The organism is Arthrobacter cupressi (assembly GCF_900099975.1).
GTDB lineage: Bacteria > Actinomycetota > Actinomycetes > Actinomycetales > Micrococcaceae > Arthrobacter > Arthrobacter cupressi.
This window is the reverse complement of the sequence record NZ_FNEI01000009.1, coordinates 57754-77555: the sequence shown is the minus strand read 5'-3', so window position 1 is coordinate 77555 and position 19802 is coordinate 57754. Positions and strand designations below refer to the sequence as shown.

General features: G+C 68.2%; 19 protein-coding genes. 9 read left to right on the top strand and 10 right to left on the bottom strand.

Annotated elements, in window-relative coordinates:
* Window positions 1–4 precede the first annotated feature (4 nt).
* From BLP88_RS11765 to BLP88_RS11755, 3 genes are all read left to right on the top strand, one after another.
* Window positions 5–889: a carbohydrate ABC transporter permease gene (locus tag BLP88_RS11765; RefSeq protein ID WP_074589416.1), complete on the top strand. Its 885-nt coding sequence runs from the start codon at window positions 5–7 to the stop codon at window positions 887–889.
* Complete coding sequence (locus BLP88_RS11760; RefSeq protein ID WP_306459185.1) at window positions 886–1182, top strand: hypothetical protein; 297 nt, start codon at window positions 886–888, stop codon at window positions 1180–1182. The genes BLP88_RS11765 and BLP88_RS11760 overlap by 4 nt, the downstream gene beginning before the upstream one ends.
* A 111-nt stretch (window positions 1183–1293) precedes the next feature.
* Window positions 1294–2361: a LacI family DNA-binding transcriptional regulator gene (locus BLP88_RS11755; RefSeq protein ID WP_074589414.1), complete on the top strand. Its 1068-nt coding sequence runs from the start codon at window positions 1294–1296 to the stop codon at window positions 2359–2361.
* 29 nt (window positions 2362–2390) lie between these two features.
* Here BLP88_RS11755 and BLP88_RS11750 read toward each other — a convergent pair whose 3' ends face one another.
* Both BLP88_RS11750 and BLP88_RS11745 read right to left on the bottom strand, forming a co-directional pair.
* Complete coding sequence (locus BLP88_RS11750; RefSeq protein ID WP_074589412.1) at window positions 2391–3257, bottom strand: DUF8083 family protein; 867 nt, start codon at window positions 3255–3257, stop codon at window positions 2391–2393.
* Between the two features lie 68 nt (window positions 3258–3325).
* Window positions 3326–4132: an exodeoxyribonuclease III gene (locus tag BLP88_RS11745; RefSeq protein WP_074589410.1), complete on the bottom strand. Its 807-nt coding sequence runs from the start codon at window positions 4130–4132 to the stop codon at window positions 3326–3328.
* Between the two features lie 73 nt (window positions 4133–4205).
* Here BLP88_RS11745 and BLP88_RS11740 point away from each other — a divergent pair, with 73 nt between their 5' ends.
* Window positions 4206–5342 carry an NADH:flavin oxidoreductase/NADH oxidase gene (locus tag BLP88_RS11740; protein WP_074589408.1) on the top strand — a complete coding sequence of 379 codons (1137 nt, stop codon included), beginning with the start codon at window positions 4206–4208 and terminating at the stop codon, window positions 5340–5342.
* A gap of 174 nt (window positions 5343–5516) precedes the next feature.
* On the opposite strand, the gene BLP88_RS11735 is transcribed toward BLP88_RS11740, so the two are convergent.
* Window positions 5517–6137 (bottom strand): response regulator, encoded by a 621-nt coding sequence (locus BLP88_RS11735; RefSeq protein ID WP_074589406.1) that lies wholly within the window; start codon window positions 6135–6137, stop codon window positions 5517–5519.
* Window positions 6134–7318, bottom strand: coding sequence for a sensor histidine kinase (locus BLP88_RS11730; protein ID WP_074589533.1), 1185 nt, complete (start codon window positions 7316–7318; stop codon window positions 6134–6136). Before BLP88_RS11730 ends, BLP88_RS11735 begins: the two co-directional genes overlap by 4 nt.
* A 203-nt stretch (window positions 7319–7521) precedes the next feature.
* Between BLP88_RS11730 and BLP88_RS11725 the strand changes: the two genes are divergently transcribed.
* Window positions 7522–8115, top strand: coding sequence for a GlcG/HbpS family heme-binding protein (locus tag BLP88_RS11725; protein ID WP_074589531.1), 594 nt, complete (start codon window positions 7522–7524; stop codon window positions 8113–8115).
* A gap of 9 nt (window positions 8116–8124) precedes the next feature.
* Window positions 8125–8856: an ankyrin repeat domain-containing protein gene (locus tag BLP88_RS11720; RefSeq protein ID WP_074589404.1), complete on the top strand. Its 732-nt coding sequence runs from the start codon at window positions 8125–8127 to the stop codon at window positions 8854–8856.
* Window positions 8857–8883: 27 nt separating this feature from the next.
* Here the strand turns inward: BLP88_RS11720 and BLP88_RS11715 are convergent, their stop codons facing one another.
* The 3 genes from BLP88_RS11715 to BLP88_RS11705 are packed head-to-tail and all read right to left on the bottom strand — an operon-like array spanning window position 8884 to window position 11510.
* Window positions 8884–10098 (bottom strand): acetyl-CoA acetyltransferase, encoded by a 1215-nt coding sequence (locus BLP88_RS11715; RefSeq protein WP_074589402.1) that lies wholly within the window; start codon window positions 10096–10098, stop codon window positions 8884–8886.
* Window positions 10095–10781 carry a 3-oxoacid CoA-transferase subunit B gene (locus tag BLP88_RS11710; protein ID WP_074589400.1) on the bottom strand — a complete coding sequence of 229 codons (687 nt, stop codon included), beginning with the start codon at window positions 10779–10781 and terminating at the stop codon, window positions 10095–10097. Before BLP88_RS11710 ends, BLP88_RS11715 begins: the two co-directional genes overlap by 4 nt.
* Window positions 10782–10793: 12 nt before the next feature.
* Window positions 10794–11510, bottom strand: coding sequence for a CoA transferase subunit A (locus BLP88_RS11705; protein WP_074589398.1), 717 nt, complete (start codon window positions 11508–11510; stop codon window positions 10794–10796).
* A 180-nt stretch (window positions 11511–11690) separates the two neighbouring features.
* On the opposite strand from BLP88_RS11705, the gene BLP88_RS11700 reads away from it, so the two are divergent.
* Window positions 11691–12473, top strand: a complete 783-nt coding sequence (locus BLP88_RS11700; protein WP_074589396.1) for an IclR family transcriptional regulator — start codon at window positions 11691–11693, stop codon at window positions 12471–12473.
* A 16-nt stretch (window positions 12474–12489) separates the two neighbouring features.
* Here BLP88_RS11700 and BLP88_RS11695 read toward each other — a convergent pair whose 3' ends face one another.
* On the bottom strand, window positions 12490–14298 hold the full coding sequence (locus tag BLP88_RS11695) for a cytochrome c biogenesis protein DipZ (RefSeq protein WP_074589395.1): 1809 nt from the start codon (window positions 14296–14298) through the stop codon (window positions 12490–12492).
* A gap of 249 nt (window positions 14299–14547) precedes the next feature.
* Here BLP88_RS11695 and BLP88_RS11690 point away from each other — a divergent pair, with 249 nt between their 5' ends.
* Entirely contained in the window at window positions 14548–15228 is a 681-nt protein-coding gene (locus BLP88_RS11690; protein ID WP_074589393.1) for a fasciclin domain-containing protein, read from the top strand.
* A gap of 85 nt (window positions 15229–15313) precedes the next feature.
* Window positions 15314–16696, top strand: coding sequence for a cryptochrome/photolyase family protein (locus tag BLP88_RS11685; protein WP_074589391.1), 1383 nt, complete (start codon window positions 15314–15316; stop codon window positions 16694–16696).
* Window positions 16697–16804: 108 nt separating this feature from the next.
* On the opposite strand, the gene BLP88_RS11680 is transcribed toward BLP88_RS11685, so the two are convergent.
* Complete coding sequence (locus BLP88_RS11680; RefSeq protein ID WP_084111123.1) at window positions 16805–17974, bottom strand: MFS transporter; 1170 nt, start codon at window positions 17972–17974, stop codon at window positions 16805–16807.
* Window positions 17975–18047: 73 nt separating this feature from the next.
* Window positions 18048–19700: an amidohydrolase gene (locus BLP88_RS11675; protein WP_074589390.1), complete on the bottom strand. Its 1653-nt coding sequence runs from the start codon at window positions 19698–19700 to the stop codon at window positions 18048–18050.
* Window positions 19701–19802 lie beyond the last annotated feature (102 nt).

Genomic DNA, 19802 nt, shown 5'->3' with positions numbered 1-19802 from the left:
CGACATGAGCACCGCAACCGCCACTGCTGCCCGGCACGCCGAAGCTCCCGCCCGCCGTCGGGCATTCGACTGGGCCCCCGCCCGCACCTACATCCAGGCCGTGATCATCCTCATCTGGTGCCTGGCACCGTTCTACTGGATGATCGTCACCGCCTTCCGCGACGTCGGCTTCACCTTCGATCCGACGCCGTTCTTTACCCACGTCACCTTCGACAACTTCATTACGGTGTTCGACGAATCCCGTGGCAACCACTTCGCCCGGAACCTGCTGAACAGCCTCGTGGTCGCCGGAGTCACGACGATCATTTCCCTCATCGTGGGCGTCTTCGCCGCCTACGCGCTGGCCCGGCTGAAGTTCAGCGGCAAGAGCCTGGTCCTCGGATTCATCCTGGGCGCCTCCATGTTCCCCGGCGTTGCCCTTATCACCCCGCTGTTCCAGCTGTTCACGAACATCGGTTGGTTCGGGTCCTACCAGGCCCTGATCATCCCGAGCATCTCCTTCTCACTGCCGCTGACCGTTTACACGCTGACCTCCTTCTTCCGCGAAATGCCGTGGGAGCTTGAGGAATCGGCGCGCATCGACGGCTGCACCCAGGGCCAGGCTTTCCGCAAGGTGATCCTGCCCCTCGCGGCCCCGGCAACGTTCACGACCGCGATCCTGACGTTCATCGGTGCCTGGAACGAATTCCTGATCGCCAGCCAGCTGTCGGTGGACGCGACCAAGACGGTCACCGTGGCCATCGCTTCCTTCGCCGGCGCCCAGCCGCACCAGGAACCGTACACGGCGGTCATGGCCGCCGGAACCGTGGTGACCATCCCGCTGGTGATCCTGGTGCTGATCTTCCAGCGCAAGATCGTCGCGGGTCTGACCGCGGGCGCGGTCAAATGAGCCGTTCCGGACGCTCCGGAACTCCCGACGGCGGCAGCCCCGCCGTCGGGAGCTCCGCCCGCAACGACATCCACGCGCGGCGCAAGGTCCGCTCGGGGGAGGACCTGGACATCCTGATCGGATTCCTCGCCTTCTGGACCTTGGTGCTGCTTGCGACCACGATCTGGATGGAACTCACCGCCCAACCGGCCCTCGGCTGGGCCTTGGGGCTCCTCGCCTCCGTGTTGGCCCTGTGGGGGCTGGTGCGCCTGCGCCGGCGGCTGCCCGCGCGGACCGGACGGCGGCTCCACTAGCGGGAGCAGTAATAGAGCACGGAATCAGGGAAAGCCCGCCGGGGGGATAAACTGCATAGCGGCCCTCGGCAGGGAAGTCCCGCCTTCGTGCGGTCTCAGGAGAGGGTTTCATTGGCCAAGACGAGCGAGCGGTCCCAGCGGGGAGGGCACGCCGGTGTAAGCATCGAAGACGTCGCCGCGGCGGCCGGAGTTTCGACGGCCACGGTTTCCAGGGCGGTCCGGGGATTACCCCGGGTTTCCGCGGCCACCCGGGAGAAAATCCTCAAGATCGCGGGGGATCTGGGCTACGTCGCCTCCTCATCGGCCTCGGGGCTTGCTACCGGACGGACCCGCACCGTGGGCGTGCTGGCCCCCTACGTGGACCGATGGTTCTTCTTCAAGGCCATTGAGGGCGTGGACCGGGAACTGCATGCCAACGGCTACAACCTGTCCCTGTTCAACCTCGGCGGGCAAAGCGGAAGCCGGGAACGCCTCTTCAGCAAAACGATGGTCTACAAGCAGATCGATGCCCTGCTGGTGCTCTGCATGTCCCTCACCCCGGAGGAAGTGGAGGACCTCCAGCGGATCGACATCCCGCTGGTGGTGGTGGGCGGGCCGGTGGAAGCCTGCCCGAGCATCGGGATCAACGACTTCGCGGCCTCAGTCGAAGCCACCGAGCACCTGCTGAAGCTGGGGCACCGCCGGATCGCGCTGCTCCACGGCCAGGACGATTCCGACCTTAACTTTGCCGTTCCGCGGCTCCGGGTGGACGGCTTCATGAAGGCCATGAAGGACGCCGGCTGCACCCTGCCGCCCGAATGGGACGTTTTCGGCAACTTCACCGTCAGCAGCGGGCAGGCCGGCTTCGACGAGCTCTGGTCCAAGCCCGGGCCGAAGCCCACCGCCCTGTTCTGCGCTTCGGACGAGATGGCCATCGGCGCGATGCTGCAGGCCCGGCGGCGTGGCGTGCGCGTGCCCGAGGAACTCTCGGTCATCGGTATCGACAACCACGAGTTCTCCGAGGCGATGGGCCTGACCACCATCGCGCAAAGCCCGCTCGAACAAGGCCAGCTGGGCACGCGGATGCTTCTCGAGGAGCTCGCCGGGACATCCGGATCCGTCCGATCGGTAACCGCCGGGCACCATCTGATCGTCCGGGAAACGACGGCCCCGCCTGCGGCTGACCCGCCCGCTGCCTGACCGGTTACAGGGCCCGGCTGCTTGCCGGGCTAGGAAGCCCGGGCGAGCTGGCGGATCGGGATCCAGCGCGAGGCCAGCCGCCGGTACGCCGCTGCGGCCCCCGTCATGTCACCCTCGGCGAGGCACTCGATGCCCAGCCGTACGTCGAGCGGGGATTCGTCCGGGTACACCTTGTCCGCCACGGCACCGTAGTCCAGTTCCACCATGGAGCCCACGTGGAACATCTCCAGCCACTCGGTCAGCTGCGTGAGGTCGTCCAGCATGTCCAGGTCCGGCGCCGCGAGGGCCAGGTTGGCCACGGCGAAGCGCGCCCGCTCCAGCGCCTCGGTCAGCGGAACCCAGACCCGCACCGTCAGGATGCGCCCGTTGCCCTCGACCACCTCTTTGTGGTCCGACTCCTGGAACAGCGAGAACCAGCTGAACGGGATACCCCATGTTGAGGCCCGGGTGTGCACGCGTTTGGAGTCGTGGCCGGCATTGATCCGGTCGATCCTGACTTGGTGCTTTTCGCGCTGATCTACCGGGATCAGCAGTTCTGCGAGCGAACCGTGGATGCCTTCCATCAGGGCGTTCGCCGCCAGTCCCGCGCGGATCACCAGCTGGCTGGGGCAGTAAAGGAGGGGTCCGGCGTCGTGCTTTCCGCTCTCGCCGGGCGCCCGCGTCACCCGGACCATGTCCGTGCGTCCGGTCGGGAAGGGATCGCCCCCGGGACGGGTGACCCTGCCGAGCGAGGCGAGGAGTTCGGCGTGTTCGACGGCGGCCCGGGAACCCGAGCGGGTACCGCCGGCTTCGAGCTGCTCGCGCTGGCGCTCGGGGAACGCCTCCAGTGGTTCGTAGATGCGCAGTGCAGACGAAAACGGGAGCCCCGCCTGGCCGCGGTAGAAATCTTCGCTCATGCCTGACCCGCCTCCTTCGCCTGTTGCCTGCTCCTGCGTCCTAGTAAATCCGCCGGCCGCGGTTCCAGCTAGTCCGCGAGCTCGACAATCACCGGTGCGTGATCCGACGCGCCCTTGCCCTTGCGCTCTTCCCGGTCAATCTGCGCACCGGTGACGCGGGCCGCCAGCGCGGGGGAGGCCAGGACGAAGTCAATCCTCATGCCTTCCTTCTTGGGGAAGCGCAGCTGGGTGTAGTCCCAGTAGGTGTAAACGCCGGGGCCGGGGGTGTACGGGCGGACGACGTCTGTGAAACCTGCGGCCTCGAATGCGTGGAACGCTGCCCGCTCGGGTTCGCTGACGTGGGTCATGCGGTTGCGGAGGAAGAACTCCATGTCCCAGACGTCCTCGTCGGTGGGCGCGATGTTCCAGTCGCCCATGAGGGCGATCTGGCCTTCCGGGTTCCCCGTGACCCAGCCGGCGGCGTGGCCCTTGAGGGTGTCCAGCCACTTGAGCTTGTAGGGCATGTGCTCGTCATCCAGGGAGCGGCCATTGGGCACGTAGAGGCTCCACACACGGATGCCGTTGCAGGTGGCGGCGATGGCGCGTGCTTCCTGGACCGGGTCCTTGCCTGCCTTGCCGAAAGCGGGCTGGTCGAGGAAGGTGCGTTCGACGTCGTCGAGCCCCACCCGGGAGGCGATGGCGACGCCGTTCCACTGACTCAGCCCGAAGTGCGCCACCTCGTAGCCCATGCGTTCGAAGAGCTCCCAGGGGAAGTTGTCGTCCTTGCATTTGGTTTCCTGGATGGCCAGGACATCGCAATCGCTGCGCTGCAGCCAGGCCTCGACACGGTCGGCGCGGGCGCGGAGGGAGTTCACGTTCCAGGTAGCTATCTTCACAGGCACTAACTTACCGAACTTGGGCAGGTGGGTCTGCGGAATACCCTGCCTGCTTCTTCGGTTGCCCTCCAACGTGAGCACACTTTTCTCCGAAGCCGTCCTTTCCGCCCCGTCCGGCCAGCTCGCGCTGCGCAACCGGACCTTCCTCGCCCCCATGTGCATGTACTCGGTCGACGCGCGTGACGGCGTGCCCACGCCTTGGCACCTGGTCCACCTGGGCGCACGGGCTGCGGGCGGCTTTGGCATGGTGATCGCGGAGGCCACTGCAGTGGTGCCGGAAGGCCGCATCTCGCCCGAGGACCTGGGCCTGTGGAACGACGAGCAGGTGGCGGCGTTCCGGCCGATCACCGCTTTCATCAAGAGCCAGGGCGCCGCGGCCGGCGTTCAGCTGGCCCACGCCGGAGCGAAGGCCTCCACTTACGGGAACGTGCCCCGCTTCGTTTCGCAGGGACTCACCGGCTCCGTCCCGGCCGGCGACGGCGGCTGGGTCACCGTGGCGCCGTCGGCCACTGCGGCGCACGGACTGGCCGAGCCGCGCCCGCTGTCCGTCGAGGAGATCGCGGACTCCGTCCGGGCGTGGGCGGCCGCCGCACGGCGCGCCGACGAGGCGGGCTTCGACTTCATCCAGATCCACGCCGCCCACGGTTACCTGATCCACCAGTTCCTGTCCCCGCTGACGAACTCCCGCGAGGACGGGTACGGCGGTTCGTACGAGGGCCGCACCCGGTACCTGCGCGAAGTCGTTACCGCGGTCCGTGCCGTGTGGCCGGCGGAGAAGCCGTTGGGCGTGCGCTTCTCAGGTTCGGACTGGGTGGACGGCGGCTGGACCATCGAGGAGACGGCGCTGCTGTCCGTGGAACTGCGCTCGCTGGGGGTGACAGTCTTCGACCTGTCCAGCGGCGGGATCGGCGCTTACCGCGGGCCGGTGGGTCCTGGCTACCAGATCGCGCTGGCGGACGCCGTCAAGAAGGCCCTCGCTGCTGACGCGGCTGAGCGGGGTGTGGACAACGACGCGTTCGTGACCGCCGTCGGGATGATCACCACGGCCCAGCAGGCGGAACAGGTGCTGGTGAACGGCCAGGCCGACGGCGTCTCGATCGCCCGCGCCGCCCTGCGCGAACCGAACTGGGCAGCGCTGGCCGCCCGTGAACTCGGCGAGGCGGTGGAGAAAACACCGTCGGCGCCGCAGTACTGGCGCGCGCACTGGTGAGGTTAGCTGCGGGAGCGGGTAACGGGGCGGTAAGGACCGGTACCAATGCCGAGAGCGCTGCCGTCGCGGGGCAGTTCGACACGACACGCCGCGGGTTTGGGCCCAGATCGCCGGTTCAGACCACCAAAGTGCCCCACGACGGCGGTCCGAGACAGAGGAGCCCGAAACGAGCCCCTACCTCGTCCCTTCCCGCCGGAGGGCCTTGGCGATCGCCGCCGCGCGGGAATCCACCCCGAGCTTGGCGTAGATGTGGGCGAGGTGGGACTTCACCGTGGCCTCGGAAATGAAGAGTTTGCGGCCGAGCTCCTTGTTGGAGAGTCCCTCGGTGAGCAGGGTCAGCAGTTCGGCCTCGCGCGGCGTGAGGGCTTCGTCCGGGTTGCGCATCTGCTGGAACAGCCGGCTGGCCACGGGTGCGCTCATGTGGCTTTGACCGCGGGATGCCCCGCGCACGGCGGTGAAGATTTCGTCCGGGGCGGCGTCTTTGAGCAGGTAGCCCATGGCCCCGGCGTCGACCGCGCGCACAATGTCGGCATCCGAGTCATAGGTGGTGAACACGAGCACGGCCTGCGTGGGCCGGGCGGCGCGGATCCGGCGGATCGCCTCGATGCCGTCGATCCCCGGCCCCATGGACAAGTCCATGAGCACCACGTCCGGCCCGTGTTCCAGGGCCGCGGTCACTCCGTCCTCGCCACTGGACGCCTCGGCCACCACCTCGACGTCCGGCTGTGTGCTGAGCAGGGCCCGCAGGCCGCTGCGCACCACCAGGTGGTCGTCCACCAGGAGCACGGTGATCACGGCTGGCCTCCTTCGGCGCCCGGCGCGGGATGTTCGGGATTTCCGGGGCGGTGGAGCGGGATCTCCACCCCGATCACCGTACCTTCACCGGGCGCGGACTCCACCGCGAAGGTGCCGCCCAGCTGTTCCACCCGCTGGCGCATCGCGCGTAGGCCGTACCCGCCTTCCCGCGTGTGTGCTGTGGTGGCGTCGGGCGCGAAGCCCAGGCCGTCGTCGTAAATGTCCAGTGTCACGGAGTCCGGGAGGAATCCCAGCGTGAGGCTCGCCGTCTGCGCCCGTGCGTGCTGCTGCACGTTCGCCGCCGCACTTTGCGCGATCCGCAGCAGGGCGTGCCGCACGTCTGCGGGAAGGTCCCGGGGCTGCCCGACGACGGCGACCCGCATTCCCGCGACATGCTTGCGTACCGCCGTGGCCAGGGCAGTTTCGAGCGGCTCTTCGGGGGCATCGGCGGTGGCGAGATCGTGGACGAGGCCGCGGGTTTCGGCGAGGTTGAGGCGCAGCTGCTCGGCGGCCTGCCGGACCTCGGCGCTCAGGCCTTCCCTGCGGTCCGCTGCTTCAAGGAGCAGCACGGTGCTGGCCAGTCCCTGGGTGACGGTGTCGTGGATTTCGCGGGCCACGCGCTCGCGTTCGGCCATGGTTCCGGCGGCGCGTTCGGCGGCGACGGCCTGGGCCTGGGCTTCGCGGAGTTCGCCGTTGAGGGCGGCCTGCCGGGCCAGCGCCGTTTCCAGCCGCTCGTACACGAGGGTGAGCACCAGGGCCGCGGCGAGTGGACCGAGCAGCGCCGCGATGTCCGTGAAATCACTCAGCTTGAACAGGCCGGCAGCGGTGCCCAGCGCCGTGATCGCCGTCGCTGCGGCAGCCTGCCGGGCCGGGACGCCGGAACGGCACACGAAGAACACGGCGAAGGCGCACCAGGCGAAGCTCGGGGCGAGGATGACCAGCGCCGTCCACACGGCCACTAGGACCCAGGTGGCCACAGTGCGGGACGGGCCTTGGGAACGCACCGCGGTGACGTACAGCCCGCACAGCAGGCCGGCGAGCACCAGCACCATGGTGTTCTCGCCCGGGCCGTGCCTCAACACGTAGCGGATGAGTGAGGCGGTGATCAGCACGGCAAAGCCGCAGTGGACGGCAAAGTTCAGCTGCCGTTCCCGTTCCGGCCGTGCTTCTGCGGTGGTCATGCCGCCAAGTATTCCACTGCGCTCCGCCGCGGACCGGCCGGATTCCGCGTAGTTCATGGCCTCTCATACTTTTGGCTGAGACGGGTAGCCGAAAGCATGAGGCAGCGCGCCCTGAAGGGCCGATGTGCAGCGGCTTCCGCCCGGGGAGCATGGATACCAAGAGCCCGGCAGGCACGCCGGCGAAGCACACCGAAAGGCAGATCATGGGACTGAGCAAAACCAACATCAAGACCCTCTCCGCAGCAGCCGCAGCCCTCATCCTCACCGGCGGCATCACCGTTGCAGCCAACGCCGGCCAGATCGCCCCCGCCGCGGCGCCGGCCGCCGCCCAGGCTCCCGCGGCTGTTCCCGCCGTGGACGTCCCCGCCGGTGAAGGCACCACCGTGGCCCAGAACCGCATCTCCGCCACTGCCTCCGCCAAGGCCGTCCAGGCGGCCCTCGCCAAGTGCGCCGCGGACAAGGTCCCGTTCGTCACCGTCTCCGTGGTGGACCGCTTCGGCACCGTGCAGGCCGTGCTGCGTGGCGACAACGCCGCCGAGCACACCATCGAGGCCTCCAAGCAGAAGGCCTACACCGCCGCCGCCTTCGGCGCGCCCACCAGCGAACTCAACGGCCGCATCAGCGGCAACGGCAAGCCCTCCATCGCCGACCTGCCGGGCACCCTCTTCCTCGCCGGCGGTGTCCCGCTGAAGGTCAACGGCGTTTCCGTGGCCGGCATCGGCGTGGGCGGCGCCCCGGACGGCATGCTCGACGAGGCCTGCGCAACTGCCGGCGCCGAGGCCATCCTGGCCCAGTAATCCCAGCCCATGCCTGATTTCAAACGCGGCCGGAGCTTCCTGCGGGGAGCTCCGGCCGCGTGCCTGATTTTGTTCCTGGCCGCCTGCTCCGGCGGGCAGCCGTCCGCCCCGGAAACCGCTGCCGGCCCGACGGCGGCAAGCACGACGGCGGCAGGCGCCCCGGCGGTGCCGTCGGCGTCCGGGGCCGCACCGCCGTCGTCGGCCGTTCCCGGTGCGAGCTCCAGCACGCGTCCGGCTCTCAGCAAGGAGGCCCAGATGGAAACTGACCGGCTGCTCATCCGCGCCGCCAAGGCCAACGACCCCGTCCAGGTCAGGAAACTGATCGCGGCCGGCGGGGACGTCAACGCCAAGGACGACATCCAGGATTCGGCGTTCCTGTACGCCGGGGCAGAGGGCTTCAACGAGGTCCTCAAACTGACCATCGCCGCGGGCGCGGACGTGAAGGCCACCAACCGCTACGGCGGCACGGCACTGATTCCGGCCAGCGAGCACGGGCACGTGGAGACGGTGAAGATCCTCATCGCCGCCGGGGTGCCGGTGAACCATGTCAACAACCTGGGCTGGACCGCCATGCAGGAGGCCATCCTGCTGAACGACGGCGGCCCGCGGCAGCGGGAAACCGTGCGGCTGCTGCTGGAGGCCGGCGCCAACCCGGACATCCGCGACCCCCAGGGCCGCACCGCCCTGCAGAACGCGGAGCGGCTCGGGTTCACGGAGATCGCGGCGCTGATCCGCGGGTAAGAAGCAACGCCCGGCGCGCTCCGACGGCTAGACGGCTTCCAGCACGCTGACGTAGTTGGCGATGCCCACGCCGCCCATGTTCTGGACCGCACCGCGCCGGGCGCCCGGCAGCTGCATGTCGCCCGCGGTGCCGCTGAGCTGCATGGCCGCGATGACGTGCTGCGACACCCCGGTGGCGCCGACGGGATGGCCCTTCGCCTTCAGCCCGCCCGACACGTTGACGGGCAGCCTGCCGTCCTTGTGCACCCAGCCTTCCTTGATGGCCCGCGGGCCCTCGCCGCGGGGTGTCAGGCCCATGGCCTCGTACATGACGAGTTCGGCGATGGTGAAGCAGTCGTGCACCTCGGCGAAATCGAGGTCCTCGATCCCGACGCCCGCCATGCCCAGCGCACGCTCCCACGAGGCCCGCGTGGCGGCGAATTCCGTGGGGTCGCGCCTTTCCGCGGGGAAGAAATCGTTCGCGTGGCCGAAACCGGCCAGCCGCACGGGCGCGGTCGCTCCGCCGCCCGCCGACGTGGAAATCACGACGGCGGCCGCCCCGTCCGAGACCGGCGAACAGTCAGTGCGGCGCAGGGGTTCGGCCACCATCGGGTTCTTCTCGGAGATGGTCCGGCAGAACTCCTCACCGAAGTCCCGGTGCATCTGCGCGTAGGGATTGTCCATGCCGTTGCGGTGGTTCTTGGCGGCGATGGAGCCGAGGACATCGCCCAGGCCTGCCTCGAACCCGGGGCCGGCGATGTCCGCGCCGTAGCGCTTGTCATAGTGCCTGGCGACCTCGGCGAACAGGCCGGTGAACCCCGTGGTGGACGCCTTGCCGGCCATCTCGTACGAGGCGCCGAGTAGGGCGGCCCCCACCACGTCGGCCCCGGCGTCGGTCATTTTCTCGGCGCCGATCACCAGGACATTCCGCGCCGTGCCGGCAAGCACCGCCTTGGCGCCCTGCTGGAAGGCCGCCGAGCCGGAGGCACAGGCGTTTTCCGTGCGGGTGGCCGGGACGTTGGCGAGGTCCGCCGAGAGTTGGAGGGCCAGGGACGAGGTGAAGCCCAGGGGCTGCATGCCGGAGTTGAACTGGCCCAGGTAGATCTCGTCGATGTCCCGCGGGTCCAGGCCGGAGTTGCGGATGGCTTCGCCGGCCACCTGGACGATCAGCGATTCGAGGGTGTCGTCCGTCAGTTTGCCGAACCTGCTGTGGCCCCACCCCGTAAGCAGGATGTCCTTGCCGAACTGGTCTCTGAGGCTCATGCCCGTGCTACCTCCAATGCAACTCCTTCTGCGGATTCCAGCGCCACGTCGAACGCCGCCTCCGTCCTGCCGCGGACCTCTTCCACCGTGACGCCCGGGGCGAGCCGGATCAGCACAGGCCGCGTGCCGCCGTCGTGCTTGACCAGGTCGAAAACAGCGAGGTCGGTGATGATCCGGTCAACGCAGCCGAGTCCCGTCAGGGGGAGCGTGCATTCGGTGACGATCTTGGCCGAACCGTCCTTGGCGTTGTGCTCGGTGAGGACCACCACCCGCGGTGTCCCCGCCACCAGGTCCATGGCGCCGCCCATGCCCTTGACCATCTTGCCGGGGATGGTCCAGTTGGCGAGGTCGCCGCTGCCGGAGACCTGCATCGCGCCCAGGATGGCCACCTTGACGTGGCCGCCGCGGATCATGCCGAAGGACGTGGCGGAGTCGAAGATGCTGCCGCCGGGGTTGATGGTGACGGTCTGCTTGCCGGCGTTGATGAGGTCGGCGTCTTCCTCGCCCTCGTAGGGGAAGGGGCCCATGCCGAGGAGGCCGTTCTCGCTCTGGAGGACCACCCGCACGCCGTCGGGCAGGTTGTTGGCCACCAGCGTGGGGATGCCGATGCCGAGGTTGACGTAGTCGCCGTCGTTCAGTTCTTCGGCCGCGATGGCGGCCATTTCATCCCTGGTCCAGGCCATGGGGTCCTCCTTCTAGTTGTTGACGAGTTGCGTGCGCGGCCGGACCGTGCGTTGTTCGATGTCCTTGACCCGTGCCGTCGCCTGCACCAGCCGCTGCACATACACGCCGGGGGTGACGACGTGATCGGGATCCAGTTCGCCCGGCTGGACGATGACTTCGGCTTCGGCGATGGTCACGGTGCCGGCGGTTGCGACGACGGGATTGAAGTTGCGCGCGGTGTATCGGTAGCTCAGGTTCCCGTCGGTATCCGCGGTGTGGGCGTGGACGAGCGCGATGTCGGCGGTGATGGCGCGCTCGCGGACATACGTGACGCCGTCGAACACTTCCAAGGGCTTGCCTTCCGCGACCAGGGTGCCCACGCCGGTCCGCGTGTAGAAGGCGGGGATGCCTGCGCCGCCGGCACGCAGCCGCTCGGCGAGCGTACCCTGCGGCGTGAACTCAACCTCCAGCTCCCCGGCCAGGTACTGCTCGGCGAAGAGTTTGTTCTCGCCGACGTACGAGGCGATCACCTTCCGGACCTGGCCCGCCTCGATCAGCACACCAAGGCCCTTGCCGTCCACGCCCATGTTGTTCGAGACGATGGTGAGGTCCCTGGCACCCGAGTCCCGGACGGCGTCGATCAGGTCCGCAGGGATGCCGCTGAGGCCAAAACCCCCGACGGCGATGGTCAGGCCGTCTGCCATCAGGTCATGTAATGCCTGGGCTGCGGTCGCGTGGATTTTCGACACTTCGCACTCCTCTTTGAGCTGGTGGATCTTCGGGATATCCACTTTGTGGACTCGTGGTTCTGATAGGCGAGCCTAGGTTTTGTCCCGGGGGAGGTCAACGGGAGTGCTGCTTGGCGGCTCATGGTGTGGACGGTAGGCTGTCAGCTGTCCATATTGTGGAACTTTCTTGCGGGAGGCATCATGGCGGCACACAACGGGGCACCGGTGCAGGGCGCACAGGTGGTGGGCCGTGTGGCCGCGCTGTTGCGGCTCGTGGGGCGCAAGCCCGAGGGAACCTCGCTGCAAAGACTGGTGCGCGAGTCCGGGCTGACCCGCCCCACCGTCCACCGCCTGCTCACCTCGCTCGCCGCGGAAGGCTTGCTGGAACACGACGCCGGCACCGGAAAATGGGTCCTGGGCCCCGAGGTCTTCCTGCTGGGCTCGGTGGCGGCCGCACGGTTTCCCATGGAAGATATTGCCCGCCCGTCCCTGCGCAGGCTCGCCGCCGAAACGGGGGAGAGCGCCTTCTTCTCGATCCGGCGGGGTGACGAAACGGTGTGCGTGCTGCGCGAAGAAGGTTCGTTTCCGGTGCGGTCTTTCGTGCTGCACGAAGGCGTGCGTTTTCCGCTGGGCGTCGCGTCCGCCGGAACGGCGATCATGGCGTTCCTGCCGGAGGAGGAACAGGAGGCCCTGCTCGGTGACTGGGCGGCGCACGCCGGCGGGTTCGCCGTCGGGCATCCCGCGGAGTTGGTGCGGGACAGCCTTGAGCGGACCCGCCTGACGGGTTATTCGGTGAACCCCGGCCTGGTCCTTGAAGGAAGCTGGGGGATGGGCGCCGCAGTTTTTGACCGGCAGGGGCGGCCGGCGTGGGCGCTCTCCCTGACGGGCATCGAGCCGCGGTTCAGGGCCGAGCGGCAGGAGTTCCTGGGGAAGCTGCTGCTCGAGGAAGCGCACCGTATGACCGCGAAGCTGCAGGGCGCCTGATAACAGGCCAAGCCGGCTATCCGAAGGTGAATGAGTAGGCCTGGACGCCCTTCGGGACCCGGACCTCGAGCTTGCCTTCGTGGATCTGCGGGTCCTCCACGATCCGGTAGAGGGTGGGCGTTCCCGAGACCTTCACCGGAGTGGCCTTGCCGTCGCGGACTACGTCAATCGTCCCCTCTCCGCTGACCACGATGTACACCTGCCGGGCGTGGTAGTTCAGGGCGATCGAGGAGCCGGAACCGGTCGGCGCGATCGACTGTGTCCCCAGATTCCACCCGCCACCCAGGGCGAAGCTGTCCGCGGGCTGCCCGGACGGAACCGTGTAGGTGCCGGCCCCGGCCTTGTAGGGTTCGGTGCCCGCATAGTTGACCTTCTTGGTGACGCCCAAATACGTCTCGCGGGTGGTGGCACCCGCCACCGGGCCGTCGTCGGATCCTTCTACTGGCGCGGGCAGCGCCACGGAAGGCTGGGCCTGCTGCAGGAGTTCGCGGATCAGTTTCTCCGTGGTTTGGTAGCCACCCTCGCCGAACTTGATGTGCCTGACGGAGCCTTCGGCGTCGATCAGATAGTGGGCAGGCCAGTAGCGGTTGCGGTAGTTGGTCCACGTGGAGAGGGTGTTGTCGATGGCCACGGGATAGCTGATGCCCAGGTCCCGCGCCCCGGACTTCACGTTGCGGACTTCCTTTTCGAAGGCGTACTCGGGGGAGTGCACTCCGATGATCTCCAGGCCCGCGTCCTTGTACTTGGCGTACCAGCCGGTCAGGTGCGGCACGGAACGCTGGCAGTTGATGCAGGAGTAGGCCCAGAAGTCCACCAGGACCACCTTGCCCTTGAGGTCCTTGAGGTTCACGGGCTGGTTGCCGGGGGTGTTGAACCACTCCTGGATGCCCTTGAGGTCCGGAGCCGTTCCACATGACTCGAGCGACGTTCCGCCGTTGCTGCACTTGTTCAGGTCCTTGTTCTGTTCGTTGACCAGCCCGCCGAGATCCAGCGCCTTCTTCACGGCGTCGTTGTCCTGGACCTGTTCCTGGAGGGTGGAGGTGTAGTCGGGCACGAGTTTCTGCAGGAGTTGCGGGAGGTTGAACACCAGGCCGATCGCCAGCGCGATCATCATGATGCCGCCCGCGATGCGGATCTTGCGCTGGTTCCTCCGGAACGCCTTGACGCGCTCGGCCACGCGCCGGCCGGCCAGGGCGAACACGAGCAGCGGGATCGCGGCGCCCACGGCAAACGTCAGCGTGAGCACGATGGTTTCCGGGCCCACCCGGCCGGTGGCACCTGCCACCGCGATCGCCGCCAGCACCGGCCCGGCACAGGGGACATAGACGACGCCGAGCGCCAGGCCCAGCACCAGCCCGCCGTTCTCCGTGCCCACCCGGCGCTGCGGGATCCACGAGAACGGTTTCTCCAGGATGTGCTGGAAGCTGTCGAAAATCAGGCCCAGCCCGATCAACACCAGCACCACCAGGCCCATCCAGCGCAGCAGGTCCTGGGGCAGGTTCACCAACGTCAGCAGGAAGGAGCCCACCAGGGTGAAGGTGCTGAAGCTGATCACCAGGCCCAGGATCACCAGATAGGGACGCCAGCCGGCCTGCCGCCGCTGTTTTGCTTCTGCTTTGGGCTCGACGGCGGTCACCAGGTTTCCGGGGGCGGCGATCCGTGCACTTGAAGTACTGCCGCCGTCGGGCCTTCCCCGGGAAGCGGCGCCTTTGCGCGCGCCCTGCACACCGCCTGAGAGGAAGATGACGGGCAGGACGGGCAGGATGCACGGCGAAATGCCCGTGATCAGGCCCCCCAAGAGGCCGATAAGCGCCAACTGCAGCATGGTGTCTCCCAACGTTGCCGGTCCGGCCGCCAAGGGGGCCGGGGATCTGCAGGAGGTTCGGAGCGGCAGGCCTCCTGGCTGGGTTTGATTCCCCGGAAAAAACTTCTCCAGTCCGCACCCATCCGCGACGCCCCACCCGCCGAATAGCTCGTGAGGCACAACCCGCAGGTGTGGCAGAAGCAGCGCCGGGCGATCCGTGCCCAACCTCATAGGACCCGGCGCCCCGGGTCCGCGAACAAGGAGAATGACATGTTGTCCACCAAGCGCCCCGCTCTCGCCTTCGTCGGTCTCACTGCAGCTGCCCTCCTCGGACTCACCGCCTGTGGTGGCTCCGGCACGTCCAGTTCGTCGTCGTCCGCGGCCCCGCAGTCCTCATCCGTGGCACCGTCATCCGCGGCACCGTCGGAAACCTCCATGAGCAGCTCCGCCATGGATCCCGCCCGCGACCTCGTCGGTCCCGGCTGCTCCGCGTACGCTGCCCAGGTCCCGGACGGCGCCGGCTCGGTCCTTGGCATGTCCCAGGATCCGGTGGCCGTGGCCGCGTCCAACAACCCGCTGCTGAAGACCCTGACCGCCGCCGTCTCGGGAAAGCTCAACCCCAAGGTGGATCTCGTCTCCACCCTGAACGGCAGCGAATTCACAGTCTTCGCACCGGTGGATGATGCCTTCGCCAAGGTGCCCGCCGCCACCATCAACACGCTCAAGACGGACGCTCCGTTGCTGAGCAAGATCCTCACCTACCATGTGGTTCCCGGCCAGCTGACTCCGGACCAGGTGATCGGCAAGCACAAGACGGTCCAGGGTGGCGAAGTCACAGTAGCCGGCACCAAGGATGCCCTCACCGTTGACGGCGCCAAGGTGATCTGCGGCGGCGTCCACACAGCCAATGCCACGGTGTACCTGGTGGACTCCGTGCTGATGCCCAAGTAAGTCCCGCTTCGCAGTGCGTTTGGCAGGTGCCCCTAGGATGCCTTCTTGGGGGCATTTGCCGCGCCCGCCCGGAGAAAGGTGCCACGTGAAACCCTCCATCGTCTGGTTCCGTGACGACCTGCGCGTCAAGGACCACCCCGCCTTGCGGGCCGCCGTGGACGACGGCGCCGCGGTGGTCCTCTACATCCTCGACGAGGAATCGCCCGGCATCCGGCCCCTTGGCAGTGCGGCAAGCTGGTGGCTGTACCACTCCCTGACAGCACTCCGCGAGGAGCTCGATGCGCTCGGTATTCCGCTGCTGCTGCGCCGCGGCCCCGCGGAGGACATCGTCCGGAAGACCGCGACGGCGATCGGTGCCGGCGCGCTGTTCTGGAACCGGCGGTACGGGGAGGCCGAGCGGACGGTCGACGCCGGGATCAAGGCGTGGGCTCGCGAGGCCGGCCTCCACGTGGAGAGTTTCCAGGCGTCGCTGCTGCACGAGCCGTGGGAAGTCACCGCCAAGACGGGCGGGCAGTACAAGGTCTTTACCCCGTTCTGGCGCGCCCTCTCGGCGCAGGATTTCCGCGAGCCCTTGGCTGCGCCAGCCACAGGCCACGGGTACACCGGGGAACTCCCCGCCTACGACGGGCTGGATTCCTTGCGGCTCCTGCCCACGAAACCCGACTGGTCCGGCGGCCTGGCTGAGGCATGGACGCCTGGGCCGCGGGCTGCACACCGGCGGCTTGCGGAGTTCGTGGACGGCGGACTCGCGGAGTACAAGGACGGCCGCGACCGCCCGGACCGTGACGGAAGCAGCGGGCTTTCGCCGCACCTGCGCTGGGGTGAGCTCAGCCCGTTCGAGGTGTGGCATGCCGTGGGGTCGAGGCGCTCGGAAAGCGCCGCGGTGTTCGCCTCGGAGCTGGGCTGGCGGGAATTCTGCTGGCATCAGTATTTCCACAACCCGCAGCTCGCCACCGCCAACCTGCGCACCGAGTTCGACCGCTTCCCCTGGGCCTGGCCCGACGCCGCCGGCCACGGGGGCGCCGCCGACGGGAGTGCCGTGGAACTCCGCGCCTGGCAGCAGGGTCGCACCGGCTTCCCGCTGGTGGACGCCGGGCAGCGGCAGCTCTGGCACACCGGCTGGATGCACAACCGGGTCCGGATGGTCGCCGCCAGTTTCCTGGTCAAGAACCTCGGCATCCACTGGCAGTTGGGTGAGCAGTGGTTCTGGGACACCTTGGTGGACGCCGATCCCGCCTCCAACCCGGCCAACTGGCAGTGGGTGGCGGGCTCCGGGGCGGACGCTTCCCCGTTCTTCCGGATCTTCAACCCGGAGGCGCAGCGCACCAAATTCGATCCGCACGGAAAATACATCGCCCGTTGGATTCCCGAGTTCGGCACACCCGACTACCCGGAGGAAATCGTGGACCTCAAGACCACCCGGCAGGAAGCGCTGGACGCCTACAAGGGGCTTAGGGAGCGGCTCTAAGCGGGCGCCCCTGACCTTCTTTGGGCACGAAGCAGGGGGCGGCACCCCTTCAAACAGGCGTGCCGCCCCCTGTTCTGTCCATCAAAGAAGGTCAGGAAGGACGAAGCATCAAACAGCCCTGCGCTTCTGCACCAGCAGCATGCAAGCGAAGGACGCGAGCACTCCGGCCAGGGACAGGGCCAGCATTCCGGTAAACGATCCGCCGCCGGACTGGATGAGGGCGCCGCTGAGCACCGGGCCCACCGCGAAGCCGCCGCCGATCATCAGGTTGGTGGTGTTCATGACGTGGCCGCCCCCGGAGAGGTCGGACAGGGTGGACAGCAGGTAGGGCAGGATGAACGTCCACGCGAACTTGAAGATCACCGCCGCAACCGCGAACTGGAGGAGCCCGGGAGCCCCGAACAGCAGTGCCACGCTCGCAGCCATGCCTAGGTACCCGGCGATGAGGTACAGGCGGCGCCGCGGGGTGTCGCCCAGGACCGTGGCCACGAGGGCGGAGGCGATACCCGCGACGGTGGCGACGGACAGCACCAGGCTCGTCGCGGAGAGTTCGGTTCCGGCCGCCGCGGAGATCTGGGCCATGAAGGACCACACGCCGCTGAGCGCCACATAGAAGAGGAAGACGGCGGCGAGCCCGGCCACGAACTTCCCCAACGGCACCTTGGTGCGCACGGCCGCGGCCGCGGGAACCTCCCGACGCAGCACCTCGCCGTCGATCCGGTTCACCACCGCCAGGCACGCGATGCCGAGACCGGCCAGCGTCCAGTAGATCGCCGACACCCCGGCCCCTGCGAACAGCGCGGGGAAGACGGCCAGGATCAGGGCACCCATGGCCAGCTGGAACACCACGAAGATCCCGAAGGCGCGGCTTGGATTGGAGGTCTTGCCGCTGAGAGTCAGCAGGATCACGGTGATCGAACCAGCCGCCAGGGACGTGACGAAGCGGACCGCCACCAGCAGCGGGAAGCTGTCCACGAAGCCGGAAAGCACGTTGCCGGCAATCACGACGGCGGTGAACAGGTAGGAGGCCGTGCGCAGGTTGATGCGCCGCAGCCAGAGGTACGCCGGGACGGTGGCCAGGCTGAAGGCGCCCAGTTCGAGCGAGAACAGGCCGCCCAGTTGGACCGGGGTGAGCCCGAACTGCTGGATCAGCTTGCCGGCCACCACAGGGGCGATCAGGAGCACGGTGTACAGGACCGCGCTGTAGACGGCCACATAGGTGTAGGTGCCGCGGTCGGATGCCCTCGTGGGCATGGGGGTATTGAGGAGGCGGGTCATGGCTGCCCTTCCGTTGGCGGGGAATCAGGTTGGGGATCAGGCGGGTTGGGGGAAATCAGGGGGATGACGCCGATCAGGACCCGGCGTCGTAGACCTTCCGGCCGGCGAACCAGGTCTGCCGGGCGTGGATGGACGGGATCTTCTCGATGTCGACGTCGTAGGGGTTCTCGCTCAGGACGATGAAGTCCGCGGACTTGCCGGGGACCAGGGAGCCGGTAACGTCGTCGATCCCCATGGCTTCGGCGCACGCCGTGGTGTAGACGGCAATTGCTTCGGGAAGCGTGATGGCCTGCTCCGGCCAGAGGGTTCCGGGGAAAACGCCGCTCGGATCCTTCCGGGTGACGAGGCCGTAGATCCCTTCCCACGCGTTGGGCGAGACGCTGACCGGCCAATCGGACCCGCCAGCCAGGCGGGCCCCGGCGTCGAGCAGGATCCGGTTGGGCTGCATCTTCGAGGCGCGCTCGGGCGGCAGCACGGTGGCGATGGCTTCGGAGATGACGCCCGGGAACCAGAGCGAGGGCGAAATGTCCGCGGTGACGTCCAGCTCGGCGAAGCGGCCGTAGTCGTCCGGGTGAACGAACTGGCCGTGGGCGATGTGGTACTTCGTGCCGGTGTGCCCGGCCGCCCGGACGGTGGCGATGGTGTCCAGGGCCAGGCGCACGGACGCATCGCCGGTGCAGTGGATCTTCGCGGAGATGCCCCGTTCGGCGGTGCGCATCAGCCAGCCTTCGAGCTCTTCCGGGCCCATGGTGGTGCTGCCGCAGTGGCATTCCGGGAACCCGGCTTCGGGCAGGTAGGGCTCCAGGAACGAGCCCGTGCCCGCGGGCGGTACGCCGTCCAGGAAGATCTTGATGAAGTCCGGGCGGTGGTGCTCGCTGCGCAGCCCTTCCCGTTCGGAAATGATCCCTTCGCCCAGGGGAGTGGTGCCGAAGATGAAGTCGTTGGCCTGCATGGAGGTGACCACCCAGGCATGGAGGCGGCCGCCGTCGTCGAGCTGCTTGAGGGCCTGCAGCAGTTGCAGCGACGCCGCGGCGTCCTGGAACCCGGTGACCCCGTAGGAGTGCAGGAGCTCGATGCCACGCTCCGCGGCCCGGGCCAGCTGCTCCGGTGCCATCGGCTGCAGCCGGGTGAGGGTCTGTTCGAGCAGCACGCCGCCGGCTTCGATCAGCACCCCGGTGGCGCGGCCGGCGGCATCGCGGAGGATCTGGCCGCCGTCGGGATCCGCTGTGGCGTCCGTGATCCCGGCCAGTTCCAGGGCGCGTGAGTTGGCCCAGCGGTTGTGCTTGCTGTCGTCCTTGAGCAGGGCGGGCCGGCCGCCCGCGGCCTCGTCCAGGCGCCGCAGTGCCTCGGGGGTGTTGAGTTCGCCCAGCAGCCCCGAGCCCCAGCTTCCGCCGGTGATCCATTCATCGGGATCGAGGGTGGCCGCGTAGTCGCTGATGGAACCGAGGAACTGCTCCAGCGTCAGAGACGGCGGTGCGTCCAGTTCGAACAGGTCCATCTGCCCGGCGAGCATGTGGTGGTTGTGGACGTCCAGCAGCCCGGGCATCACATAGGCGCCCTGGAGGTCGACGACGGCGGTGCCCGGTCCGCGGCTCAGTTCGGCTTCCGTGCCGGTCGCCAGGACCTTGCCCGCCTTGATTGCCAGCGCTGAGGTCCGTGTGCCTGCGGGGTCCAGGGTGTCGATGACGCCATTGATAAGGAGGAGATCGGCGTGGTGGTCGGACACAGCCAGTCCTTTCGCTCGGGATGCGATTCAGACTAGGTGCGCCGCCTTGGCCGGGCGTTGTCTGGCAGCGCAGGGGACTTGTCCGGCAGAGCTCGTCAGTGA

Bases quoted from the DNA above. Each gene is read 5' to 3' on its own strand.
- BLP88_RS11695 (WP_074589395.1), bottom strand. From the start codon at position 14,298: ATGCTGCAGTTGGCGCTTATCGGCCTCTTGGGGGGCCTGATCACGGGC.
- BLP88_RS11765 (WP_074589416.1), top strand. From the start codon at position 5: ATGAGCACCGCAACCGCCACTGCTGCCCGGCACGCCGAAGCTCCCGCC.
- BLP88_RS11710 (WP_074589400.1), bottom strand. From the start codon at position 10,781: ATGGCCTGGACCAGGGATGAAATGGCCGCCATCGCGGCCGAAGAACTG.
- BLP88_RS11730 (WP_074589533.1), bottom strand. From the start codon at position 7,318: ATGACCACCGCAGAAGCACGGCCGGAACGGGAACGGCAGCTGAACTTT.
- BLP88_RS11700 (WP_074589396.1), top strand. From the start codon at position 11,691: ATGGCGGCACACAACGGGGCACCGGTGCAGGGCGCACAGGTGGTGGGC.
- BLP88_RS11690 (WP_074589393.1), top strand. From the start codon at position 14,548: ATGTTGTCCACCAAGCGCCCCGCTCTCGCCTTCGTCGGTCTCACTGCA.
- BLP88_RS11750 (WP_074589412.1), bottom strand. From the start codon at position 3,257: ATGAGCGAAGATTTCTACCGCGGCCAGGCGGGGCTCCCGTTTTCGTCT.
- BLP88_RS11680 (WP_084111123.1), bottom strand. From the start codon at position 17,974: ATGACCCGCCTCCTCAATACCCCCATGCCCACGAGGGCATCCGACCGC.
- BLP88_RS11725 (WP_074589531.1), top strand. From the start codon at position 7,522: ATGGGACTGAGCAAAACCAACATCAAGACCCTCTCCGCAGCAGCCGCA.
- BLP88_RS11760 (WP_306459185.1), top strand. From the start codon at position 886: ATGAGCCGTTCCGGACGCTCCGGAACTCCCGACGGCGGCAGCCCCGCC.
- BLP88_RS11720 (WP_074589404.1), top strand. From the start codon at position 8,125: ATGCCTGATTTCAAACGCGGCCGGAGCTTCCTGCGGGGAGCTCCGGCC.
- BLP88_RS11715 (WP_074589402.1), bottom strand. From the start codon at position 10,098: ATGAGCCTCAGAGACCAGTTCGGCAAGGACATCCTGCTTACGGGGTGG.